12 protein-coding genes are annotated in these 23,011 nt (G+C 69.6%); 4 read left to right on the top strand and 8 right to left on the bottom strand.

Annotated features, from left to right (window positions below):
* The 7 genes from cmcH to lat form a co-directional block, all read right to left on the bottom strand.
* A complete protein-coding gene (cmcH, locus tag L3Q67_RS29075; protein ID WP_499184617.1) occupies window positions 1-1,563 on the bottom strand; it encodes a 3'-hydroxymethylcephem-O-carbamoyltransferase in 1,563 nt (520 codons plus the stop codon).
* A 74-nt stretch (window positions 1,564-1,637) separates the two neighbouring features.
* Window positions 1,638-2,570 carry a 2OG-Fe(II) oxygenase family protein gene (locus L3Q67_RS29070; protein WP_499184616.1) on the bottom strand — a complete coding sequence of 311 codons (933 nt, stop codon included), beginning with the start codon at window positions 2,568-2,570 and terminating at the stop codon, window positions 1,638-1,640.
* Window positions 2,571-2,593: 23 nt separating this feature from the next.
* Window positions 2,594-3,451, bottom strand: a complete 858-nt coding sequence (locus L3Q67_RS29065; protein WP_499184615.1) for a CmcJ/NvfI family oxidoreductase — start codon at window positions 3,449-3,451, stop codon at window positions 2,594-2,596.
* A 16-nt stretch (window positions 3,452-3,467) separates the two neighbouring features.
* Window positions 3,468-4,178, bottom strand: coding sequence for a class I SAM-dependent methyltransferase (locus L3Q67_RS29060; protein ID WP_499184614.1), 711 nt, complete (start codon window positions 4,176-4,178; stop codon window positions 3,468-3,470).
* Between the two features lie 13 nt (window positions 4,179-4,191).
* Entirely contained in the window at window positions 4,192-5,178 is a 987-nt protein-coding gene (locus tag L3Q67_RS29055) for an isopenicillin N synthase family oxygenase (protein WP_499184613.1), read from the bottom strand.
* Window positions 5,179-16,125 carry an amino acid adenylation domain-containing protein gene (locus L3Q67_RS29050; RefSeq protein WP_499184612.1) on the bottom strand — a complete coding sequence of 3,649 codons (10,947 nt, stop codon included), beginning with the start codon at window positions 16,123-16,125 and terminating at the stop codon, window positions 5,179-5,181.
* A gap of 66 nt (window positions 16,126-16,191) precedes the next feature.
* Window positions 16,192-17,532 (bottom strand): PLP-dependent aminotransferase family protein, encoded by a 1,341-nt coding sequence (gene lat / locus L3Q67_RS29045; RefSeq protein WP_499184611.1) that lies wholly within the window; start codon window positions 17,530-17,532, stop codon window positions 16,192-16,194.
* A 642-nt stretch (window positions 17,533-18,174) separates the two neighbouring features.
* Between lat and L3Q67_RS29040 the strand changes: the two genes are divergently transcribed.
* The 4 genes from L3Q67_RS29040 (at window position 18,175) to L3Q67_RS29025 (ending at window position 22,466) form a co-directional block, all read left to right on the top strand.
* Complete coding sequence (locus L3Q67_RS29040; RefSeq protein ID WP_499184610.1) at window positions 18,175-19,371, top strand: aminotransferase class V-fold PLP-dependent enzyme; 1,197 nt, start codon at window positions 18,175-18,177, stop codon at window positions 19,369-19,371.
* Window positions 19,368-20,309: an isopenicillin N synthase family oxygenase gene (locus L3Q67_RS29035; RefSeq protein ID WP_499184609.1), complete on the top strand. Its 942-nt coding sequence runs from the start codon at window positions 19,368-19,370 to the stop codon at window positions 20,307-20,309. The genes L3Q67_RS29040 and L3Q67_RS29035 overlap by 4 nt, the downstream gene beginning before the upstream one ends.
* The gene (locus tag L3Q67_RS29030; protein ID WP_499184608.1) at window positions 20,306-21,739 is read left to right on the top strand and encodes an MFS transporter; all 1,434 of its coding nucleotides are present in this window, start codon (window positions 20,306-20,308) and stop codon (window positions 21,737-21,739) included. Before L3Q67_RS29035 ends, L3Q67_RS29030 begins: the two co-directional genes overlap by 4 nt.
* 82 nt (window positions 21,740-21,821) lie before the next feature.
* On the top strand, window positions 21,822-22,466 hold the full coding sequence (locus tag L3Q67_RS29025) for a dihydrofolate reductase family protein (RefSeq protein ID WP_499184607.1): 645 nt from the start codon (window positions 21,822-21,824) through the stop codon (window positions 22,464-22,466).
* A gap of 12 nt (window positions 22,467-22,478) precedes the next feature.
* Here L3Q67_RS29025 and L3Q67_RS29020 read toward each other — a convergent pair whose 3' ends face one another.
* Window positions 22,479-22,928, bottom strand: a complete 450-nt coding sequence (locus L3Q67_RS29020) for a hypothetical protein (protein WP_499184606.1) — start codon at window positions 22,926-22,928, stop codon at window positions 22,479-22,481.
* Between the last annotated feature and the right edge of the window lie 83 nt (window positions 22,929-23,011).

The raw sequence follows: 23,011 nt of genomic DNA, 5'->3' as shown, positions 1-23,011 counted from the left end.
TCAGCCCTCGGCACGCTGGTACCAGGTGTCGCCGACGACCATGTCCGGGATGCCGCGGGATTCGCAGTAGAGCACCAGGTCCGACATGCGGTTGATGAACCCCTCGCCGTTGAAGTTCAGCGAGGTGTTGCACAGCACGCCGGCACCGCGCTGGGCGGCGAAGGCCGAGAGCAGCCGGTGCATCTGCGGGTTGCCCGATTCCCGCACGGTCTGCACGCGGGCCGAACCGTCCACGTGGGTCACCGCGCGCAGGCCGCTGGACTCGCGCACCCGCCGGAAATAGAGCATGTACGGGTCTTCGAAGTCCTCGTGGAAGACCTTGCCCAGGTCCTCGACCCGGCACACGGGTGCGATGGGGCGGTAGTCCTCGCGCTGCTTGATCTCGTTGAGCCGGTCCCTGGTCACCGCGCCGAACGGCTCGGCCAGCAGCGAGCGGTTGCACAGCGCGCGCGGCCCGATCTCCCAGCGGCCCTGCACCCAGGCGACGACCCGGCCGGCGGCCAGCGCGCCGGAAAGCTCATCGTGGTCGAGCGGGCGGGAGGTCCACCTGGCCGGGTCCGGCTGGGTGTCGGTGACGAACTCCAGTCCGCTGTAGACGCTCCAGTCGATGTGCGGGTCACCGGTGAAGGTGGTGAGCGCGTCGATGGCGGTGCCCAGCGCGGAGCCGGAGTCGTTGGTGCACGGCGCGACGAACACCGAGGAGAAGTGGCCGAGCTGTGCCCACAGGCTGTTCCAGTCGCAGTTCAGCCCGCAGCCGCCGGAGATGTACAGCGGGCTGCCTTCGGGCATCTCCTGCCTGGCGACCTCGGCGAAGGTCTCGAAGAGGCGTTCGGTGAGCAGCGCGGCGGCGATCTTGCACTCGGGTGACTCGACCCCGGCGTTGTACAGCACCGAATCCCGGTATTCGCCCTTCGGCGCCGGGTACATCGAGTCCTGCTTGAGGATCCGCTCGACCACGTGCGTGATGTCGGCGTCCGCGTCGGCGGAGTCGCCGAAGGCCGCCAGCGCCATCAGCTTCCCGGCGTCGTTCAGCCGCGGTTTCCCGCCGGTGGTGGGAAAAGTGGCGTCGGCGAGGCCGAAGAGGAACGAGTAGCGCGCGCCCGGACCCGACATCACCTGGACCTTGCGGGTGATCCGCTGGTGCCGGTCGATCACGTAGAAGGCGCCGACGTCACCCTCCCAGACCAGCACCGTCTGGACCGGGCTGTCGTCCCTCGGCGCCATGCCCAGCGCCATGTAGATGTGCGACCGTTCGTGCGTGGAGCTGAAGAACTTCACCTCCTTGCCGAAGAAACGCGAGGTGGTCACGGTGGGTTCTTCGATGCCCGAGTACCCGGCGCCGGTGTAGGAGATGCGGTTGGGCCGCAGGTCGCTCCAGCCGCCGAGGGCGACCACGTCCGGCACCTCGCCCAGCCGCTCGGCGAGGTCGAGCACGGTGGTGGCCAGGATCGGCGAGTACCGCGGCCGGGAGTCCTTCTCCGATTCGAGCGAGTAGAGCAACCGGCGATCGCCGATCGCGGCGACGGCACCGTCGTGCCCCGGTTTGAACGCGACGATGAGCATTCGTTCCTCCAACGCGTGACGAGGGTCGGGACCGCGCCCCCGGCCTCGTGGGCCGGGGGTCGCGGGCACGGTGGCTACGAGGTGACCGCGTGCATCGTGACGTAGTTGGTCCCGATCCAGTCGCCGAAGGTCGCCGTCTCCATGTCGAGGCTGACGTCGAGGCCGTACTTCCTGGCGTCGGGCACCGAGAAGGTGAAATCGGTCGACGGGCGCAGGAAGAACACGCTCGAGGTGCGGTCGCTGCCCTTGAGCATGCTCGCGTCCGGGGAGACCACGTGGTGGTTGGGCGCGGGCACCGCGCCCTGGGTGACCAGCGGCGCGATCGCGCCGCACAGCACCACCACGGCGTCCTCGACGTGCGGCAGGCTCACCATCTCACCGTCCACTTCGGCCTGCAGGCTGACGAAACCGTTGGCGCACGGGGTCTGGTGGATGAAGGTGATGATGGACAGGTCGTAGTGCGGCGCCATCCGGCGTGGCTCGTACTCGGCGGCGCGGTGCTCCGGGACCTCCGGGAAGTACCGCAGGCGCAGCACCGGGTCGCAGTCGAGCAGGGTGTCGAGGTCCTCGCCGTCGTAGGTGCCCGCGGCGGTCAGCACCAGGCGCGCGGTCTCCTGCGCGGCGCGGTACAGGTGGTCGAAGTAGTTCGTCCAGACCGACTCGAACTCCTCCGACGGGAACAGGTTGCCGCCGATGCCCATCGAGTACGACATCGAGTAGTCGGTGTAGGTGCCGGTGTTGGTGACCTGGGCGGTGCTTTCCGCCTCCAGCGCCGAATACCCGCGCCGCATGGTCGGCACCTTCGTGGTCACGGCCTGCTTCTCCTCGGCCGTGCCTTGGGCGAAGAAGTCCATCGCGGTGTCGGTGGCCACCCGGTGGTCCTGTTCCGTGGCGCCGTACCCGGTGAGGTAGAAGACCCCGCGCCGGGCCCACTCGCGGAACTCGTCCTGGCGCGAGCCGTCGCGCAGTTCGGCCATGCTGAAGACCGGTACCGTCTTGTCCGACATTTCCCCTGCTCCTTGTTCGTCGTTCATTCGTGGAAGGCCAGCGCGCGCAGTTCCAGCGAAGTGCGCAGGTGGCCGGTCGACGGCCCGTTCTCGTCGAAGAAGGCCGTGTGCGGGCAGAGACCCGCCACGTCGCGCAGTTCGGCGCCGGTCTGCTCGCCACCGGCCATGGCCAGCCCGCGGCTCGCGCTGTCGTAGCACTTGAAGACCAGCGCTTCTTCCGGCGTCAGCGAATCCCAGAAGTACCAGCGGTGCGCGGGGTTGTGCCGGACCGAGTAGTTCTCGCGGTCCTTCAGCCAGTCCGGGAAGTCCAGCCGGGTCGGCACCAGGTCGGCGGCGAGGTCCAGCGACCGGTAGTCGCAGAGCGCCAGCGGGAAGTTGCGCACCGGCTCGAGCAGCGGCCGCCAGACGTTGATGATCTGGAACCGCCGGAACTCCCGGCCGGGGCCGAGGTGCCGCTCGGCCCTGGCCCGCGCGCTGCCCGGGCTCTGGTCCACGTGCACCCGCTGGTGCGGGGACTGCGCGGCCGGGTCGTCGGCCGCGTCCTGCCGCCGGAGGGTGGCGTCGAAGAACTCCACCACGGCCGCGCCGGTGAGCGACCGGAGCAGCTCACCGGTTTCCCGCCGGTACCGCTCCAGCGCGGCTTCCTCGCTGTCCAGCAGGCCCCGCTGGGACGCGCCGGTGGGCGCGGTGACCTTCTCGAACCCCGTTTCGTCGAGCGCCGGCCGGATCGAGCCCTCTCGCAGGTCGGTGATGGTCGTCTCCACGCCCACCTTGCGGAAGTTGAACAGCACCTCCGGTGGCCGGGTCACGGCGTCGATGCACCAGTCCCCGTCCCCGCCGTCCGGGGTCAGCGGGGCGGCGTAGTACAGCGGACTCGACACGGTCGGCACGATCCACCTACGCCTTCGGCGCCGACCGGCGCAGCACACCGCGGTCCAGTTGCGAACTGGCGTTGGCGTAGACCATGTCCATGCTCAGCTCCCCGGCGAACGCGGCGAGGTACTCGGTGAGCAGCTTCGGGCTGTACCGGTACCAGTACGGGATCATGTCCTCGATGATGAAGTAGTCGCCCTCGGCCAGGAGGTTGTCCACCGACCACCGCAGGATGTTGAAGGTGTTCGCGTGCGCGTCGTCGATGAACACCAGCGGGTGCGGCAGGTCGCGGAGCTGCTCGAAGGTCGCCAGGTCCGAGCAGTCGGCCTCGCGCAGCGAGATGTTCTTCATCTCGGACTCGGGGATCTGGCAGCGCGACAGGTCCCGGTCGATGCCGAGCACCTGGCAGTCGAAGCCCATCAGCTCAGCCATGTCCCGGAACCAGACCAGCGAACCCCCGCTGTACACGCCGAGTTCGATGACCGTGCGGGGACGCAGTTCGACCATCAGGTCGTGGTAGGCCGCCTGGGTGTCCGGGTCCTTCAGCATGCGCAGGCCGCGCCACTGGTAGCGGGCGAAGTCGGAGAACCCGAGGTCGCGCGGGGCCTCGGCCCACCGGTCGAGCGGCCAGTCGCGCGGGCGGTCGGCCAGCACCGGCGGGTGGTAGACCGGGTCCTCCCCCAGTCCCCGGAACAGGTTGAGGTCCAGGAAGTCCTCGCGGGTGGTGTCAGTCATGCGTGCTCCTCGATCAGGTCTGGCCGTTCTTCACGATCAGCGAGTGCAGGCCGTGGTTGAGGTAGTCGCCGTAGCGGACCGCCTCGTTGCCCTGCTTCCCCTCCGGGGCACCGTCGGGGAAGAAGGGCTCGATCAGGGTGTGCTGCCCGGCGTGGAAGAAGAACGGCAGCGAAAGGCGTTCCGCGTTGACGAACTTCACCCGGTGCAGCGGGGACGGGAAGTAGTCGTTGGTCAGGTGGCCGAGGTAGGTGCCGGCGTTGACCAGGAAGTCGGTGTCCGAGGTGGGCAGATCACGCCAGCCGTCGACGGTCTCGACCTGGAGGTTCTGCACCTGGGTCTGGTACAGCACGGTGATCATCGAGACGTCGAAGTGGTCCTCGAAGCTCAGCTTTTCCCCGTCCGGCCCGGTTTTCACCGGCGGGTAGTCCTCCAGGTACGGGTAGCGGATCAGCGAGACCGAGGAAAGCGTGTCCTCTTCCTTCAGCTCCGGCTCGAAGAACTCCTCTTCCTTGCCCAGCGCCAGCGCGAACCCGCGCATCAGCACCTTGGACAGCCGGTGCATGGTCCAGTAGTACTCCTCGCAGAACGGGCGGAAGCGCGGGTGCTTCTCCTCGTCCGGCCAGATGTTCACCTCGTGCATCGGGGTGCCTGCCTTGATCTCCGGGTGCTCTTCGGAGAACGACGGGTTCAGGTAGCAGAAGGACTCCACCGCCTTCTTGCCCTCGATCGCCATGTAGTACCCGTTGCGCACGTGCGGGTTGTTCTTGTTGTAGGCGTGGATCGCCAGGTCGTGCTTCTCCTGCGGCGACATGTTCCGGTGGAACTCGTTGACCACGTCCTGCAGCCGCTGGACGTCCACGCCGTGGTTGGCGGCGTAGAAGAAGCCCGAACCGCGGCAGGCCTTGTTGATCTCCTGGCCGACCCGCACCTTCTCCTGCGCGTCGTCCCCGGACAACGGGGAAACGTCGATGGTCGGCACTTCCGCTGACGGCATTTTCATTCAGTCGCTCCCTAGGCTCGTCGAAATCCGCTCGCACATCAGCCGCACCAGCTTTTCGTTGCGCACCCAGGAGTGGTGCGTCTCCCCTGCCAGTTCGCAGACCTCGATCGCGGCCGCGGGCAGCAGCAGGTCGAGGTGGTTGAAACGCGTCCCGTGGTAGTACTCGAACAACCGGGGCTGGTGCGGGCCGTTCACCACGTCGTTCGGCTCACCGGCTTTGAACAGCACCAGGTTCCCGAGCTGCCCGGCCAGCCGCGCGAGGTCGGCCTCGTCCGGGCGGTAGTGGTAGTTGATCGGGTCGAGGATGTCCTCGACCTCGGGCAGCCCGATGCCCGCCGAAGCCTGCCGCATGCCGAAGTACGGGTCGATCAGGAACAGGTCGGCGATCCGCTCACCCGCCCGTACGAGCTGCCGGGAGATCTCCAGCGACAGCACGCCGCCGAAGCTCCAGCCGAGCAGGTGGTACGGCCCGGACGGCTGCAGCCGCCGGATGTGCTCGACGTAGTAGCGCCCCAGCTCCTCGAACGAGCCCATGGGCGTGTGCAGGTGGACGTTGTTGAACAGCACCAGCCGCTGGTCCGGCAGCTGCCGCGCGAGGTTGCTCAGGTAGCTCTCCGCGCCGCCTTCACCGGGCGGCAGCACGAAGAGCGTCCGCTCGGCGTCCTCGTTGACCAGGATGTACGGGTCGAACAGCTCGGTGGTGGCTTCGCGTGCCGGTTCGTTGCGAGCGAGGGTCGCGGTGTGCGAGATCAGCCGCTCCAGCCACACCTTCAACTCGCTGGCGAACAGGCGCGTGGCCGCTTCGCCGAGCAGGCTTTCCACCACCGCGACCAGGCGGCCGCGGGTGCAGCTCATCGTCACGTCGATGCTGGACCGGTTCGCCAGGCGGTTGCCGTCCACCGTGTGGCTGCCGGACAACGCCGGGTCGAGCTGCCACGCCTCGGTCGGCTGCCCGTCCCCCTCGCCCAGCCTGCCGAGGTAGTTGAAGCTGACCGCCGGCAGCGGGGCCTCGCCGCCGAAGAGGGCGCCGTAGCCGATGCCGTGGTGCGGCACCCGGCGCCGGTTCGCCTTGGTGGCGAGCACGCTGCGCCCGAGGTCGCCGGGATCCACCTCGACGGCGAACGGGTGCATGGTGGTGAACCAGCCGACGGTGTCCCGCACGTCCGGCGCGCCCTCGAACAGCTCGCGGCCGTGGCCTTCGACGGTGATGTGGTTCGTCGCCTGCCGGGTGATCGACCGCAGCGCGAAGCCGGTCGCGGTCAGCAGCAGGTCGTTGACCTCGGTGTCGTAGGCCCACGGACTCTCCGCCAGCAGCGTCCGCGTGTCCGGGGCGGTGAGCGCGAACTCCTCGCGGCGCCTCGTGGTGCCTTCGGTCTGCGCCAGCAGTTCCGCGGACTCCATGTCCCGGGTGGTCTCCGCCCAGAACGCGCGTTCGCCCTCGGCCGGGGTGTAGTCGCGCACCGCCTGGGCCCACTGCCGGTAGCTGCCGGTCTTCGCGCCCAGGTCGCCGCCGTTGTACAGGATTTCCAGGTCCTGGGCGAGGATGTGCCAGCTGACCGTGTCGACCACGAGGTGGTGCAGGGCGAACCAGACGCGCGCGGTGCCGTCGTCGAACCCGTGCAGGTAGGCCGCGCAGGCGGTCGGCCCGTGTGCCAGGTCGAAGGTGCTCTGCCAGTCGACCAGCCGCTGCCGGAGGTCGGCGCCGGCCAGGCCGCGCACATCGAGTTCGTGCAGGGTGATCGGCGCGGCGTCCTCGGCGTAGACCTGCCCGCCGGTTTCCGGGAACCGCAGCCGGAAAGCGTCGTGGTGCTCGACCAGCCGGTCCAGCGCGATCCGCAGCTCGCCGGGGTCCAGCGGCGGGGTCTGGACGGCGAAGTTGTGGTTCCAGCGGTGCCGGTCGGCCAGCGGCTTGGCGAAGAACCACTCCTGGATGGGCAGCATCGGGCATTCGCCGGTCAGCCTGCCCTGCTCGGGTTCGTCGTCGCCGGTGCTCTCGGCGAGACCGGAAAGCACGTTGTCGACGAAGGATCGCACCGTCGGGTGGTCGAAGAGGTACTTGACGCTGACCTTGCGCTCGATCTCCCGCTGCACCTGGCCTGCCAGGTGCAGTGCGCTGATGCTGTCGCCACCGCACCGGAAGAAGTCGTCGTCGATGCCGACCGTGCCGCCCGGCAGCTGCGCGCTCCACAGGTGGCACAGCCGCGCTTCCACCCGGTCACGAGGGGCCGCGTAGGCCGCCCGCTTCGGGGAGAAGTCCGCGCTGGGCAAGGCATCCACGTCCAGCTTGCCGGTGATCGTCATCGGCAGCGGGCGGTCGAGCCGCACCAGCAATGACGGCACCATGCTCGGCATCAGCTGCGCCCGCAGCGCGGCGAAGAGGTCGGCTTCGTCCACGGAGGCGCCGGGCTCGGGCAGGTAGTAGCCGACGAGCCGTTTGCGCTCGGGTGCCTGCGGGTCCGCGCCCGCGACGACCGCGCACTGGCGCACGCCGGAGCAGCCCGCCAGCGCCGCTTCGACCTCGCCCGGCTCGATCCGCAGGCCGTTGATCTTCACCTGGGCGTCGTTGCGGCCCAGGTACTGCAGCTCGCCGTCCGGGCCGCGGCGGACCACGTCGCCGGTCCGGTAGATCATCGGGAAGCGGCCGGCTTCCGCCGCGAACGGGTTCGGCAGGAACCGCTCGCGGGTCAGCTCGGGCCGGTGCAGGTACCCCTCGGTCACGCAGTCGCCCGCCAGGTACAGCTCGCCGACAGCGCCCGTGGGCAGCAGCTTCATCCCGTCGCCGAGCACGTAGAGCCGGGTGTTGCCCAGCGGCGCGCCGAGGGTGTTCCGGTAGGCCTCACGGGGTTCGAAGCGGTGCACGGTGTTGTACACGGTGGTTTCGGTGGTGCCGTAGGCGTTGAGGATCGGCCCGGCGAACTCGCCGCGCATCTTCTCGAAGTGCTGCGGCTGGAACGCCTCACCGGCGACCAGCACGCACCGCAGGTGGCTCAGGCGCGCCAGGTCGAAGCGCTCCACCTGCGTCGGCGTCCCGCTGATGTAGCTCAGGCCCTCGCGGTTCGCCAGCTCGTAGAACGCCGGGTCGTCGGCTGCCGAGGGCGGCGGCACGATCAGCTTGTGCCCGCCGAGCACCGACAGCGCCAGTTGCTCGACGGAGAAGTCGAACACGTAGTTCGCCAGGAACAACACGGCTTCGGCCGACTCGTCCGGCGAGCCGAAGTAACGCCCGCTCAGCTGCGCGCGGAAGCTGTCGACCGAGCCGTGCGAGACGAGCACCGCCTTGGGCTTGCCGGTGGTGCCCGAGGTGTAGATCGCGTAGGCCAGTTCGGTGCTGGTGGTCTCGGTGACCGGGTTCCCGGCGGGTTCACCGGTCAGGTCGAGCTGTTCGAGATCGAGCACGTTGCCCGAGGTCAGGCCGCGCACCCGCGAGCCGTGTGCTTCCCCGGCGAGCACCAGCTCGGCGCCGGTGTCGGACAGCATGAACGCGATCCGGTCGTCGGGGTAGCCCGGATCGATCGGCAGGTACGCCGCCCCGGCCTTCCACACCGCGAGGATCGCGACGAGGGTCAGCTCGGACTTGTCCAGCACCAGCGCGATCAGCTCGTCGGCCCGCGGCGCGGCCACCGAGCGCAGGTGGTGCGCGAGGCGGTTGGCCCGCTCGTTCAGCTCGCGGTAGGTCAGCCGCACGTCACCGTGGACCACGGCGACCTTGTCCGGCCAGGTCGCCGCCACCTCTTCGAACACCGCGTGCAGCGTCCGGGTCCGCCCGGCGGCGGGCTCGGCGGGCGGTGTCAGCAGCGCCGCCTGCCCTGGCTCGTCGAGCGCGGTGAGCCGGGCGATCGGGGTCTGCGCGGCGGCCGAGGCGAACTCCGCCAGCACGTGCTTGAACGTGGCGATGAACCCGCTCGCGCTGGTGTCGTCGAACAGGGACGCGGCGTAGGTCAGGTTGCCCGCCAGCCCGGTCGCGGTCTCGGTCATCGTCGCGGACAGGTCGAACTTGGTGGTGGTCCAGCCACCGCTGTCCGGCTGGTACCCGGTCAGCGCGCTGGTGTGGTCCGAGACGTTCTGCAGGGTGAAGTTGAGCTGCAGGATCGGGTGGCGGCTCGGGTCCTTCTCCACCTTCAGTTCCTTGACCAGCTGCTCGAACGGCAGCTCGCCGTGCACCTGCGCGGCCACCACCGCCTCGCCGACCGACCGGACGTAGGCGGGCAGGGTCGCGGCCGGGTCGATGCGGACCCGCAGGGCGAGCAGGTTCGCGAAGAAGCCGATCGCCTTGTCGAACTCCGGGCGGCCCCGGTTCGCCGACGGCGTGCCGACCACGAGGTCGTGCTGCCCGGTGTACATGTTGAGCATCAGGCACCAGGCGCCGAGCAGCACGCTGTACAGGCTCACCCTGGCGGTCCTGGCCAGCTCGCGCAGCGCCTCGGTGGTGCGCTCGTCCAGCTCGAACTCCAGCTCGCGGCCGCGGTAGTCGAACCGCGGCGGGCGCGGGTGGTCCAGCGGCAGGGCGATGGTCTCGAAGCCGCCGAGCGCGCCGGTCCAGAACTCGGTCAGCGCGGCCAGCCGCTTGCCGGTCAGGTACTGCCGCTGCCACACCGCGAACTCGCCGTAGGTGCCGCGCGGAGCGCCGAGTTCCGACTCGGGGACGCCGTCGAGCAGTGCCGCCAGCTCGCGGCGGAAGATGTCCCACGACCAGCCGTCGAAGCAGCTGTGGTGCACCACGACGCTGAGGTAGATCTCGTCGCCGTGGTCGAACGATTCGGCGCGGATGGGCAGTTCCTCGTGCAGCCGGAAGACGTACCCGGCGCGCTCGGTCAGCACCTCGTCCAGCTCGGCCCGGCTGTCCACTGTGGTCGACGGCACCTCGAACCGGACGTCGTCCGCCGGGATCGGGTACTGCCGCCGCACGCCCTGGTCGTCGGTCTTGAGCAGCGTGCGCAGGGCCGGGTGGCGGCGCACGAGCGTGCCCAGCGCGCCGGGGAGCGCGGCGCGGGTGTGCGCGGGCAGCCGGAGCACGAACGGGATGTTGTAGGCCGCCGTGCCGCCTTCGAAGTCGTCGATGAACAGCAGGCGTTCCTGCGCCAGTGAGACCGGCGGGTGCTCGACCGCGGTGGGCGGCGGCGTCCACGCGGTGTGCTCGAGCGCGGCCGCCTGGATGTGCTCGGCCTGCGCGGCGAACGTGGTGTGCTGGAGCACGGTTGCCACGCCGAGGCCCTGGCCGAAGCCGGTGGTGATCGCCTGCGCGAGCGCCATCGCGCGGATGCTGTCGCCGCCGAGCGCGAAGAAGTCGTCGTGCACGCCGATGCGGTCCGGCGCGATCTCCAGCACCTGGGCCCAGATGCCGCACAGCTTCAGCTCGAACTCGCTGACCGGCGCGACGTACTCGGCGCCCTCACCGGCACCGAAGTCGGTCTCCGGCAGGCGTCGCGCGTCCAGTTTGCCGCTCGGGGTCACCGGGATGTCGGTGATCCGCAGGACGCGCGCGGGCACCACGGATTCGGGCAGCTTCCTGCGCATCCACTGCTTGAGGTCCTGCTCGTCGAACTCCTGCTCGCCGACGTAGAACCCGACCAGGTACTTCTGCCCCACCGCGTGCTCACGGGCCACGACCAGCGAGCGCACCACCCCGGGGTAGGACGACAGCGCCGCCTCCACCTCCCCGAGTTCCACGCGCTGACCGCGGATCTTCACCTGGAGATCCGTGCGGCCGAGGTACTCCACCTCGCCGTTGGGCAGCCAGCGCACCAGGTCGCCGGTCTTGTAGAGGCGGCCGTTCTCGCCCAGCCGCCGTTCCTCCGCCGTCTGGAACGGGTTCTCCACGAACCGGTCGGCGGTCAGGTCCTCGCGGTTGAGGTAACCCCGGGTCACGCCGATGCCGCCGATGTAGAGCTCGCCGATCCCGCCGACCGGCACCGGTTTCATCGCCTTGTTCAGCACGTGGCACTTCGTGTTGGCGACCGGGAAGCCGATGCTCTTGTTCACCCGGTGCACGTCCGGCGGATACGGCCGCTTGTGACTGGTGATCGAGATCTCGGTCGGCCCGTAGCCGTTGATGATCAGGCCGGGGAAGGTGCCGCGGATCTTGGCGAACACCGGCTCGGTGAAGTCCTCGCCGATCGCGTCGATGCGGGTCAGCGAGGTCGCCGACGAGTAGTCGTAGAGCGAAAGCACCGACGGCGTGCCCGAAAGGTAGGTGACCTGCTCGTCGTTCATGTACCGGCACAGGCGCTCGGGGTCGGTGCGCATGCTGTCGTCGAGCACCACCAGCTTCTGCCCGTTGAGCAGCGCGTCGGTCATCTGCTCGACGAAGTGGTCGAAGATGTAGTTCGAGAACGACAGCAGCGCTTCGTCGCGGTGCTCCTTGTCCAGGCGGAACAGCTTCGCCAGCGACACCTGGAGGTTGACCACGCCGCGGTGTTCGACGAGCACCGCCTTGGGCTTGCCGGTGGTGCCGGAGGTGTAGATCGCGTAGGCGAGGTCGGTGCTGGTGGTCTCGGTGACCGGGTTCTCCGCGGGCTGGTCGTCGAGGTGCAGCAGCTCGATTTCCAGCACGGGGGTGCCGGTGTCCGCCAGCGAACGCAGCCGGTCGCTGTGGATCTCGTTGGTCACCACCACGCGGGCGGCGGTGTCGGAGAGCATGAACGCGATCCGGTCGTCCGGGTAGCCGGAGTCGATCGGCACGTAGGCCGCGCCGGTCTTCCACGCCGCGATGATCGCGGTGATCATCAGCTCGCTCTTGTCCAGCACCAGTGCGACGAGGTCGTCCGGGCGCAGCTCGACCACCGAGCGCAGGTAGTGCGCCAGGCGGTTGGCCCGCTCGTTCAGCTCGCGGTAGGTCAGCCGGTTCTTCCGGTACACCACGGCGATCTCGTCCGGCCAGCGCTCGGCCATTTCTTCGAACACCGCGTGCAATGTCTTGTGCGCGGGGAATTCCTCGGCGGTCTCGTTCCACGAATCGAACTGCGCACGCATCGACGGCGAGATGAGGTCCAGTTCGCGGACGGGCCGCGCGATGTCCTCGGTCACCTGGCGGAACAACGTCCGCGCGACGTCGAGCAGGGTGTCGATGGTGTCCTCGTCGAACAGTTCACCCGCGTACCAGAGGGTGACGGTCAGCTCGTCGCCCTCTTCCCGCGCCACCACGGCGATCGGGTAGTCGACCTTGTCGGCGTCGTAGGCCTTTTCGAAGCGCAGCGCTTCCTGGTGCGCGAGTTCTTCTTCCTCGTCCAGCAGCCGCGGGTAGTTCTCCAGCACCAGCAGCGTGTCGAACAGGCGGCGCTTCATCTCCCCGCTCTGCAGCCTGCCCAGTTCCACGATGCTCTTGCTGTTCATCGTGTTCACCGCGGCCTGGATGTCCCGGACCGCTTCGGCCACGTTCTGGCCGGCCTGCTGGTCGTGGTCGACGATCAGCGGAAGCGTGTTGATGAACAGCCCGGCGGAGTTCTCGATGCCGTCCACGGGCAGGTTGCGCCCGGACACGATGGTGCCCACCACGGTGGTGTTGCCGCCGCCGATGGCGTGGAGCACCTTGTGCCAGACGAACTGCAGCACCGAGTGCAGGGTCACCTGGTCGGCGGCGCAACCGGCCTTGAGCGCACCGGTGAGTTCCGTACCCAGGCACAGCTTCCTGGTCCGGTGCCGCTGGACGTGGTCGTAGTCGCCGAGCGAGACGCGGTACCGGCTCTGTTCGTTGAGCAGCCCGGCGAAGTCGCCGCGCTCGTCGATCCGGCCGAGCTGCTCCACCCAGTAGGCGGCGTGGTCGTTGCGGTGGGCCTCCCAGTACCGCTGCGCCGCCACATAAGCATTGTCCACATCGGCCTCGATCGGCTGTCCGGCCCGCAGCGCCAGGTAGTTGCGGTGCACCTCGTCGTGCAGGACCGGCAGGCTCCAGCCGTCCAGGATGATGTGGTGGCAGCTGAAGATCAGCGAGAACAGGTCCTCGCGCTGCTTGATCAGGTAGACGCGGAACAGCCGGCCACCGGCCAGGTCGTAGGGTTCGGTGCGGTCGCGCTCCTGCAGTTCCCGGACCCGGGCCTCCTGCTCGGCGTCGTCGGCCGTGGCGCTCAGGTCGACGAAGCGCCAGTCGAACGGCTTGTCGTCGTTGTCGACGATCTGCACCGGCTCCTCGGCCCAGTCGAACCGCAGCCGCAGCGCGGGGTAGCTCTGGCGGGCGGCCTGCCACGCGTCCTTCATCAACTCGGGGCGGATCGGCGCGTGGTAGCGGTGCACCGACTGGACCACGTACGCGTCGTCGCCGCCGGCGGTCTTGAGGTGGTGGTAGAGCAGGCCCTGCTGGAGCCCGTTGGCGAGCATGCGGACCGGTTCGCTGCCGGTGGTGACCTCTTCGACCACCACCTCCGGCTCGACGTGGCCCTGCGATTCGAGGTGACCGGCCAGCGCGTCGAGCGTGCGCAGGGCGAAAACATCCTCCACGCCAAGAGAAAGCCCGAGCCGCTGCCGCACGCGGGCGATCAGCAGGATGCAGGAGATGCTCTGGCCGCCGAGGCGGAAGAAGTCGTCGCGCTCCCCGATCCGGTTCTCCGGAACGCCGAGCACCTCGCTCCAAATCCCCCGCAGCTGCTCGGTGACCGCTATGAGTGGGGCATTACTTGCATTGAACGCTAGTAATGCCCCACTCATAGCATGGGCGGGGGCGGGGTGGAGGCTGACGTCGGGCAGGGCACGCCAGTCCACTTTGCCGTTGACGTTGACCGGGATGCTCGAAAGCCGCACCATGCGCGCCGGGACCATGATCCGGATCAGGCGCTGTTCGAGGAAGGCGATCAGGTCGGCTTCGGCGACCTCGGCGCCGTCCTCCACGAGGTAGTAGCCGACGAGGTGCCGGTCGCCGGTGGCGTTCTCCTTCGCCACCACCACGCACTTCTTGACCCCGGGGAACTCCGTGGCCTGCGCCTCGATCTCCCCCGGTTCGACGCGGACGCCGTTCAGCTTCAGCTGGAAGTCGCTGCGCCCCATGAATTCGACTTCACCGTTGAGCAGCACCCGCGCGAGGTCGCCGGTCCGGTAGAGCCTGCCGTTGCGCCCGCGTGCCTTCTCTTCCTCGGTCTGGAACGGGTTGGCGGTGAAGCGTTCCGCGGTCAGGTCGTCGCGGTTGAGGTAGCCGGGCGCGACCCCGCAGCCACCGATGTACAGCTCGCCGATCGCGCCGATCGGCAACTGCTTGAGCCCCTGGCTGAGCACGTACCACTTGACGTTGCGCAGCGGCCTGCCGATGCTGCGGTCGCGCCGCTCGATCACGCCGGGGCCGAACTCCTTGACCGCGGTGACGAACGCGGCCTCGGTGAAGGCGTACTCGTTGACCACGTGCCCGGCGAACTTCTCGCGCAGCTGCCGGAGCCCCGAGGCGGTCAGCTCCTCACCGACCAGCAGCAGCCGCTTCAGGCTGGTGCACCGGCGAAGGTCGAAGTGCTGCAGCACCGAACCCGTGGCGTTGAGGTAGGTGACGCCGTGGCGCTCGATGTATTCGGGGAAGAGGTCGGGGTCGAGCCGGACGTCGTCGGGCACGATCACCAGCGTCTGCTCGTTGATCAGCGCGATCAGGGTCTGGCGCAGGTGCGGTTCGAAGACGTAGGAGGCGAACAACGCGACGCGTTCGGTGCCCGGCCGGCGCATGTCGTAGCGCTCGGACAGGTCGGTGATGCTGTTCACCACGCTGTAGTGGTACTTCGGCACGCCCTTGGGCACACCGGTGGTGCCCGAGGTGTAGGTGACGTACGCGCGGTCCCGGCTGCTCAAAGCGAGGCCGGGGTTCTCGCGCGCCTGCTCGGGGTGCGGCCCCGCCACCACCGACTCGACCTCGATGACGTGCACCGAGGCGTGCTCGTCACCGAGGACCTCGTGGAGGCGCTCGGCGTGCCGCCGGTTCGTCACGATGCCCGAGAGCCCGGTGTCGCCGGCGAGGAAGCGGATGCGCTCGGCCGGGTAGGCCGGGTCGATCGGCACGTAGGCCGCGCCGGACTTCCAGATGCCGAAGGTGGCGACCACGCCGAGATCGCTCTTGTCCAGGTACAGCCCGATCAGCGCGCCGGGCCGCACGCGCACCGGTCCCTCGATCAGCCAGTGGGCGAACTGGTTGGCCCGCTCGTTGACCTCGCGGTAGGTCAGCCGGACGTCCCCGCACACCACCGCTTCGCGCTCCGGCGCCCGCCGCACCACGTCCTCGAAGAGCTCGTTGAGCCGCTTGTCCTCGTCGAACTCGCCGTCGGTGCCGTTCCACTGGTGCAGCTGGAGTTCCTGCTCCGCCGACACCAGGTCGATGTCCGCGACCAGCTGCTCGGGCCGGCCGATGAACTGGCCGAGCACCTCGCGGGCCACGTCGAGCACGCCGGCGATGATCTTGTCCTCGAAGAACTCGCCGGCGTAGGCGATCCGCCAGCGCAGGCAGCCGGCCGCCGGGTCGTCCCGCACGATCGTCACCAGAGGCGCGGGCGGGAGTTCGGTGAAGCCGAGGTGGCTGTCCGCGAGCACGAGCAGCGCGTCGAACAGCCCGCGCTGCAGCAACTCCTCCGGCGGGAGGTACATGTCCTCGCGGGCGACGCCGTCCTCGATCTGCTCGGCGGCCTCGGCGCAGGTCAGCTCGGCCTGCTCGAGGTGGTCGACGATGATCGGCAGCACCTTGCCGTCCCGCAGGAACGCGACCACGGTCTGGTGGCCGTGCCCGTAGGCGTGCAGCACGCTGTGCAGCGTGGCGAGCGCGAACGCTTCGATCGAAAAAGCGCCTAGTGCCTGCTTCAGCGCGGTGTAGTCCTGGCCGGAGATGGCGAGTTCCTGGTCCTGGGTGGCTCGGACGGCCGGGTCGCCGTCGCGGACGGCGACCCGGTGCCGCCACTCGTCCTTGAGCAGCATCTCAAGGTCACAGCGCTGACCGGCGATCGCGTCGATGCGCGCGCACCAGTCCGCGGCCGACTTCAGGTGTCGTGCTGACGTCATCGAGGGAATTCCTTCTCGTCTTCTCGTCGAGCTCGCCGGGTTCGTGGCGGGAGATTTCTGATCGCGTCAGCCGCGGGGTGCGAGGCTGGCCGCCAGCGCTTCGAGGCCCTGGTCCAGCTCGCTCTCGGTGATCGTCAGCGGGGGCCGGAAGCGCAGGCCGCGCGTCCCGCACGGCAGCGCGATCACCTGGTGCCCGGTGTACATCCGGCGCAGGACCGCGTCACGCCGCTCGGCGTCCGGCAGGTCCACCGCGCACATCAGGCCGCGGCCGCGGGCGTTGGTGACCACCTCGGGATGCCGCTCGGCCAGTTCTTCCAGCCCGTCGCGCAGGTACTTCCCGCGTTGCACCACCGATTCCAGCAGGCTCGTGCGCTCGATGGTCTCCAGCACCCGGGTGGCGCGGACCATGTCGGCCAGGTTGCCGCCCCAGGTCGAGCTGATCCGGGAGGACACGGCGAACACGTTGTCCTGGACCTCGCCGATCCGGCCGCCGCCCATCACCCCGCACACCTGGGTCTTCTTGCCGAAGGCCACCAGGTCCGGGCGCAGGCCCAGTTGCTGGTAGGCCCAGGCGGTGCCGGTCAGCCCGCACCCGCTCTGCACCTCGTCGAGCACGAACAACGCGTCGTGGCGGTGGCAGAGGTCCTGCATCGCCTGGAGGAACTCGGCGCTGAAGTGGTTGTCGCCGCCCTCGCCCTGGATGGGTTCGGCGAGGAAGCAGGCGATCATGCCGTCCGCGGCCCGGAACGCCTCCTCCGCCGCTTCGAGCGCCCGGCGCTCGGCCTCCCGGTTCGCCTCGGCGTGCGCGGTCAGCGGGTGCTCCAGCGCGGGGGCGGGGATGCGCGGCCAGTCGAACTTGGGGTAGCGCGCGGTCTTCGACGGGTCGGTGTTCGTCAGCGACATGGTGTAGCCGCTGCGGCCGTGGAACGAGCGCTCCAGGTGCAGGACCTGCAGCCGGTTCACCGCGCGGTCGTCCAGCCCGAGTTTCTGCGCCTTCCAGTCGAACGCCGCCTTCAGCGCGTTCTCCACCGCCAGCGCGCCACCGTCCACGAAGAACAGGTGCGGGAGCAGCGGATCACCGAGCACGCGGGCGAAGGTGGTGACGAACTTGGCGTAGGGCACGGTGTAGACGTCGGGGTTCGACGGCTTGTTCACCGCGGCCGCGGCGAGTTCGCCGACGAAGGCCGGGTCGTCCACGATGCAGGACGGGTTGATCCCGAGTGGCGCGGAGGCGAAGAATGAGAACAGGTCGAGGTAGCGGGTACCGGTGACGGCGTCGACGAGCCAGGGACCCGTACTCGCCTCGAGGTCGAGCACCAGGTCGTAGCCGTCGGTGAGCACGTGGCGGGCGAGCGCCTGGCGCACGTCGCGAGCGTCCGGGCCCGCCGGTACGCGGGCGGCGGGCATCTCGAGAACCATTGCTGTCCCCCAGCGTGTGTCAGTGGTGGTCGGAAAGAAGGGCCGTTCGGGGGACCCCGCCACCCGTCCGGACGCAGCGGGGCGCACGGACGGTGAAAGGCCGGGTCGGCGAATTCGGTCGGGCGGCGTTCGGCCGCCACCCGGTTGCTCGACAATGCTCGACAATACTGCTCGACAATGCTCCGTGATTAATCGGTTTTGCTTGCCCGGTTGACGCCGAAGGAAGCCGCCGCGAAAATGATCAGCGCACATCAACGGGTAGCGGTGAACTCGCCACAGGACCGAGGCTAACAGCGCGAGCCGGTCCGTGAACCGCCATTGGAGTGACTACCGCCCACCTCGCCCGTGACCCCGACCTTCGTCGGATGGAGCGCGGCAATCCTTGACACACAAGGGATTTTCACAGATGGGCCACCCGGCTCCCGGGGTGCGCTACGCCATACCGGGCGGTTTTTCTTTGCCAACCCGCGACGACGGCTGGTAGCCTTTCCACATCGGCTGCGGGCACCGCGCCGCCTGGGGAATGCTTTCATCCGCACATACCGGCTGCGGCGCTCCGTGCTTTAGCCGAATGCCCGGCCGACCATTTTTCCGCCTGCAAGTCCTTATACTCTTCGGGGAGACCTGCGCATGGTCGCGACCGCCTGGGCGAACGCCCGTGAGCAGGTGTCGCTCGATCCCGCGGTGACCTCTCTCAACGCCGGTTCCTGCGGTCCGCTCCCCCGTCCGGTGTTCGACCGGGTCACCGCGCTGCGCACGCGGATGGCCGCCGGGCCGATGGACTTCCTCTCGCGGCAGTTGCCGCCGCTGCTGTGGACCGCGCGCGAGCGCCTGGCCGGCTACCTCGGCGCACGGCCGGAGCGGCTGGCCTTCGCCACCAACGTGACCGGCGCGGTCAACCTGGTGGCCTCGTCGGTACAGCCACACCTGGCCGCGGGCGGGGAAATCCTGCTTTCGGACCAGGAGTACGCCCCCATGCGGTGGTGCTGGGAGCGGGTGGCACGACACCAGGGCCTGGTGGTCCGGACCTTTCACCTCCCGGTTCAACCACTGGACCCCGAAGAGGTCGTCGAGGCGGCCACGGCCGCGATGGGCCCGCGCACCCGGCTCCTCTTCTTCAGCCACGTGATCTCGCCCACCGGGTTGGTCCTGCCCGCCGCGCGGCTGTGCGAAGAGGCCCGCCGCCGCGGCATCCTGACCGTAGTCGACGGCGCGCAGGCCCCCGGGTTCACCGAACTGGACCTGGTGGCCCTGCCTTGCGATTACTACGCGGGCAGCGGGCACAAGTGGCTGCTGGCGCCCACCGGCGTCGGCTTCCTGCACTTCGCCGAGGACCAGGCGGGCGTGCTCCGCCCGCCGCAGGTGAGCTGGGGTTATCGCCCCGACGGCGAAAACGCCTCCGACGAGCGCAACCAGTTCGGCAGCACCGACCGCCTGCGCAACCTCGAATGCGAGGGCACGCGGGACCTGTGCCCGTGGCTCGCGGTGCCGTCGGCGATCGACTTCCAGGCCGGGTTCGGGCACGAACGCGTGCGGGAACGCATGCGGGAGCTGGCGGCTTTCACCCGCGAGCGCCTCAGCGGCCGGCACGGCCTGGAACCGGTGACCCCGGAGCACCCCGGGCTGTCCGGTGCGATGACCGCGTTCCGGCTGCCGCCGGGCACGGACACCGCCGGACTGCGCCACGGCCTGTGGGACCGCTTCCGGATCGACGTGCCGGTGCTCGACCGGCCGGATGGCCCGCTGCTGCGGGTGTCCACGCATTTCTACAACACCGAAACCGACGTCGAGCGCCTGGCGGAGGCGCTTAAGGAGCTGAGCACATGACGGACGCGACCGTGCCGACCTTCGATCTGGCCGAGCTGCGCGAGGGCCTGCACCAGGAGGAGTTCCGCCACTGCCTGCGCGAGAAGGGCGTGTTCTACCTCAAGGGCACCGGGCTCGCCGAAGCCGACCACGCCTCGGCGCGGGAAGTCGCGGTGGACTTCTTCGACCACGGCACCGAGGCCGAGAAGAAGGCGGTGATGACGCCGATCCCGACCATCCGGCGCGGGTACGCCGGGCTGGAGTCCGAGAGCACCGCGCAGATCACGAACACCGGCAAGTACACCGACTACTCGATGTCGTACTCGATGGGCACCGCGGACAACCTGTTCCCCAGCGCGGAGTTCGAGAAGGCGTGGGAGGACTACTTCGCGCGGATGTACCGCGCCTCGCAGGACGTCGCGCGGCAGGTGCTGACCTCGGTCGGAGCGGAGCCCCAGGGCGGCATGGACGCCTTCCTCGACTGCGAACCGCTGCTGCGCCTGCGCTACTTCCCCGAGGTCCCCGAGGACCGGGTGGCCGAGGAGCAGCCGCTGCGGATGGCCCCGCACTACGACCTCTCGATCGTCACCCTGATCCACCAGACCCCGTGCGCGAACGGGTTCGTCAGCCTGCAGGTCGAGGTGGACGGGTCCTATGTGGACATCCCGGCGCAGCCGGGCGCGGTGCTGGTGTTCTGCGGCGCGGTGGCGACGCTGGTGGCCGACGGCGCGATCAAGGCGCCCAAGCACCACGTGGCCGCGCCCGGCGCGGACAAGCGGGTGGGCAGCAGCCGCACCTCCAGCGTGTTCTTCCTGCGCCCCAACGGGGACTTCCGCTTCTCGGTGCCGCGGGCCAGGGAGTGCGGGTTCGACGTCAGCATCCCGGCCGAGACCGCCACCTTCGACGACTGGATCGGTGGCAACTACATCAACATCCGGAAGACCGCCGCCGCCCGGTGACCAGCGTCCGGGGGGCTTCCGGGTCCGGCGGAGCCGGCAAGACCGGCACCGCGACCACCGCGCTGGTACTGGCGTGCACGGCGCACTTCCTGGTCGTGTTCGACACGTCGGTGATCACCGTGGCGCTGCCGTCGGTGCGGGCGGAACTGGGCTTCGCCCCGGCGAGCCTGCAGTGGGTGGTCAACAGCTACACGCTGGCCTTCGCCGGGCTGTTGCTCTTCGGCGGCAGGCTCGCCGACATCCACGGCCATCGGCGGGTGTTCCTCGGCGGCCTGGCGGTGTTCACCGTGACCAGCCTGATCGGCGGGCTGGCCACGTCACCGGCGATGCTGATCGCGGCGCGGGCCGGGCAGGGCGCGGGCGCGGCCGTGCTCGCGCCGCTGGCGGTCACCATGCTGACCACCTCGTTCCCCGAGGGGCCGCGGCGGACGCGGGCGCTGACCATCTCCACCGCGGTGGCGCTGGTCGGCGGGGCCTCGGGCAACCTGCTCGGCGGGGTGTTCACCGAGTTCCTGTCGTGGCGGTCGGTGCTGCTGGTCAACGTGCCGATCGGCATCCCGGTGCTGTTCCTGGCCGCGCGCGTGCTCGCCCGGCCCGCACAGACGCCGTGGGGCCGCGTCCGGCTCGACCTGCCGGGTGCGGTGCTGGCCACGGCCGGGCTGACGCTGCTCACCCTCGGCGTCTCGCAGACCCACGAGCACGGCTGGGGCGAGGCCGCGGTGGCGGTGCCGCTGGCGGGCGGGCTGGTCGCGCTGCTCGCGTTCGTGGTGGTCGAGGCGAAGTTCGCCGCGTCACCGCTGATCCCGCCGCGGCTGTTGGGCCTGCCCGGCGTCGGCTGGGGCAACCTGGCCATGCTGCTGGCCGGGGCGAGCCAGGTCCCGGTGTGGTTCTTCCTCACCCTGAGCATGCAGCACGTGCTCGGGTACAGCGCCGCGCAGGCCGGGCTCGGGTTCGTGCCGCACGCGCTGGTGATGCTGGTGGTGGGCCTGCGGGTGGTGCCGTGGCTGATGCGGCGCGTGCAGGCCAGGGTGCTCATCGCCGCGGGCGCGGCGATCGGCGCGCTCGGGTTCTGGTGGCAGAGCCTGCTCACCCCGGACAGCGCCTACCTCGGCGGCATCCTCGGCCCGGCGGTGCTGATCTCCATCGGCGGCGGGCTGGTCGGCACGCCGCTGGCCAGGACGGTCACCTCCGGCGTCGGGCCGCTCGACGCCGGCGCCGCCTCCGGGCTGATGAACACCACCCGGCAGTTCGGCGGCGCGTTCGGGCTGGCCGTGTTGCTGACGGTGACCGGCAGCGGCACCTCCGGCACGCCCGCGACGCTGGCGTCGCACTACGGCGACGCGTTCGTCGGCATCGCGGTGTTCATGCTCGCGATCGCCGTGCTGACCCCGGTCCTGCCCGCCATGCGTGATCGGCCCCTCAAGGTGTGATCCACGTCTCACCCGTAGCGCGATGAGTCCGGTTCTCCGGTGGAGTCTGCTTCTTCGAACAGCGACTTCCGGAGGAAAACGCATGAGCCAGCTGCTGAGAGTCCAGAACTTCAACGTTTCATCCGACGGCTACGGCGCCGGGGAGGGCCAGAGCCTGGAGCGGCCGTTCGGCCACGCCGACCCCGGCGAGATCTTCGCCTGGGCCGGGGCCACGGCGAGCTGGCCCAACCGCACCGAGCCGGGCGGCAGCCGCGGCCTCGACGACTACCTCACCCGGGACTTCCACCACAACATCGGCGCGGAGATCATGGGCCGCAACAAGTTCGGCCCGCAGCGGGGCCCGTGGGAGAACCACGACTGGCTCGGCTGGTGGGGCGACGAGCCGCCGTTCCACACCCCGGTCTTCGTGCTGACCCACCACGAGCGGCCGTCGTTCACCCTGTCCGACACCACCTTCCACTTCGTCGGCGGTGACCTGGCCGCCGTGCTCGAGCGGGCGAAGGAAGCGGCGCAGGGCAAGGACGTCCGCCTCGGCGGCGGCGCGGCCACCATCCGCGCCTTCCTCGACGCCGACCTCGTCGACACCCTGCACGTGGCGGTGGCGGAGACGAAGCTCGGCGCCGGTTCGCGGCTCTGGGAGTCCCCCGACGAGTTGCGCGACCGCTTCCACGTCGACGTCGTGCCCAGCCCGAGCGGGGTCACCCACCACCTCTTCTGGCGGAAGTGACCCCGCGCGCCCTCAGGCCCGGGCGAACTCCATGACCCAGTTGGACTCCCAGGTCCGGCCGCCGTCGGCGGAGAACTCCTGTTCCCACCGCGCCGAGTCCGGGGTGATGCCCGACCAGGTGTAGTGCGCCCTGATCGGCCTGCCCTCGTGCTCGTCGTCGCCGTAGAAGTCGCCGCGGCCGTCGGTGAAGGTGCCCAGAACCGGCGGGAAGAGGCGGCCGGTCTGGCTGTTGGACCAGTAGAGCGCCCACTGCTGCCGCTCGACGTCGAACAACCGGAGGGTGAACCCCCGGGTGCCCAGGGTCGGGAAGATGATCTCGTCGGTGTTCCCGCCACCGTCGAAAAGGGACCGCGAAATGCTGGTGCCCGGGAACTCGACCCAGTCGCCGGCGCCGGACAGGATCGTCTTGAGCCGCCGGTTGGTCACGTTCCAGGACCCGAGCAGGAAATCGAAATCGTTCACGCCGCTGATGCTGCCCGCCCATCACTGACATCTTCTGTCAGTGACCGGCGGGCGACTTCGCTCCCCTGCTAGAACGGGGAAAA

Origin of the sequence: Saccharothrix sp. AJ9571 (assembly GCF_021725495.1) — a bacterium.
Taxonomy (GTDB): domain Bacteria; phylum Actinomycetota; class Actinomycetes; order Mycobacteriales; family Pseudonocardiaceae; genus Amycolatopsis; species Amycolatopsis magusensis.
This window is presented reverse-complemented; position numbering and strand designations above follow the sequence as displayed.

What these genes read in the sequence shown, in the direction of transcription:
- cmcH (WP_499184617.1), bottom strand. Translation starts at nt 1,563, where the DNA reads ATGCTCATCGTCGCGTTCAAACCGGGGCACGACGGTGCCGTCGCCGCG.
- L3Q67_RS29070 (WP_499184616.1), bottom strand. Translation starts at nt 2,570, where the DNA reads ATGTCGGACAAGACGGTACCGGTCTTCAGCATGGCCGAACTGCGCGAC.
- L3Q67_RS29060 (WP_499184614.1), bottom strand. Translation starts at nt 4,178, where the DNA reads ATGACTGACACCACCCGCGAGGACTTCCTGGACCTCAACCTGTTCCGG.
- L3Q67_RS29055 (WP_499184613.1), bottom strand. Translation starts at nt 5,178, where the DNA reads ATGAAAATGCCGTCAGCGGAAGTGCCGACCATCGACGTTTCCCCGTTG.
- L3Q67_RS29050 (WP_499184612.1), bottom strand. Translation starts at nt 16,125, where the DNA reads ATGACGTCAGCACGACACCTGAAGTCGGCCGCGGACTGGTGCGCGCGC.
- lat (WP_499184611.1), bottom strand. Translation starts at nt 17,532, where the DNA reads ATGCCCGCCGCCCGCGTACCGGCGGGCCCGGACGCTCGCGACGTGCGC.
- L3Q67_RS29040 (WP_499184610.1), top strand. Translation starts at nt 18,175, where the DNA reads ATGGTCGCGACCGCCTGGGCGAACGCCCGTGAGCAGGTGTCGCTCGAT.
- L3Q67_RS29035 (WP_499184609.1), top strand. Translation starts at nt 19,368, where the DNA reads ATGACGGACGCGACCGTGCCGACCTTCGATCTGGCCGAGCTGCGCGAG.
- L3Q67_RS29025 (WP_499184607.1), top strand. Translation starts at nt 21,822, where the DNA reads ATGAGCCAGCTGCTGAGAGTCCAGAACTTCAACGTTTCATCCGACGGC.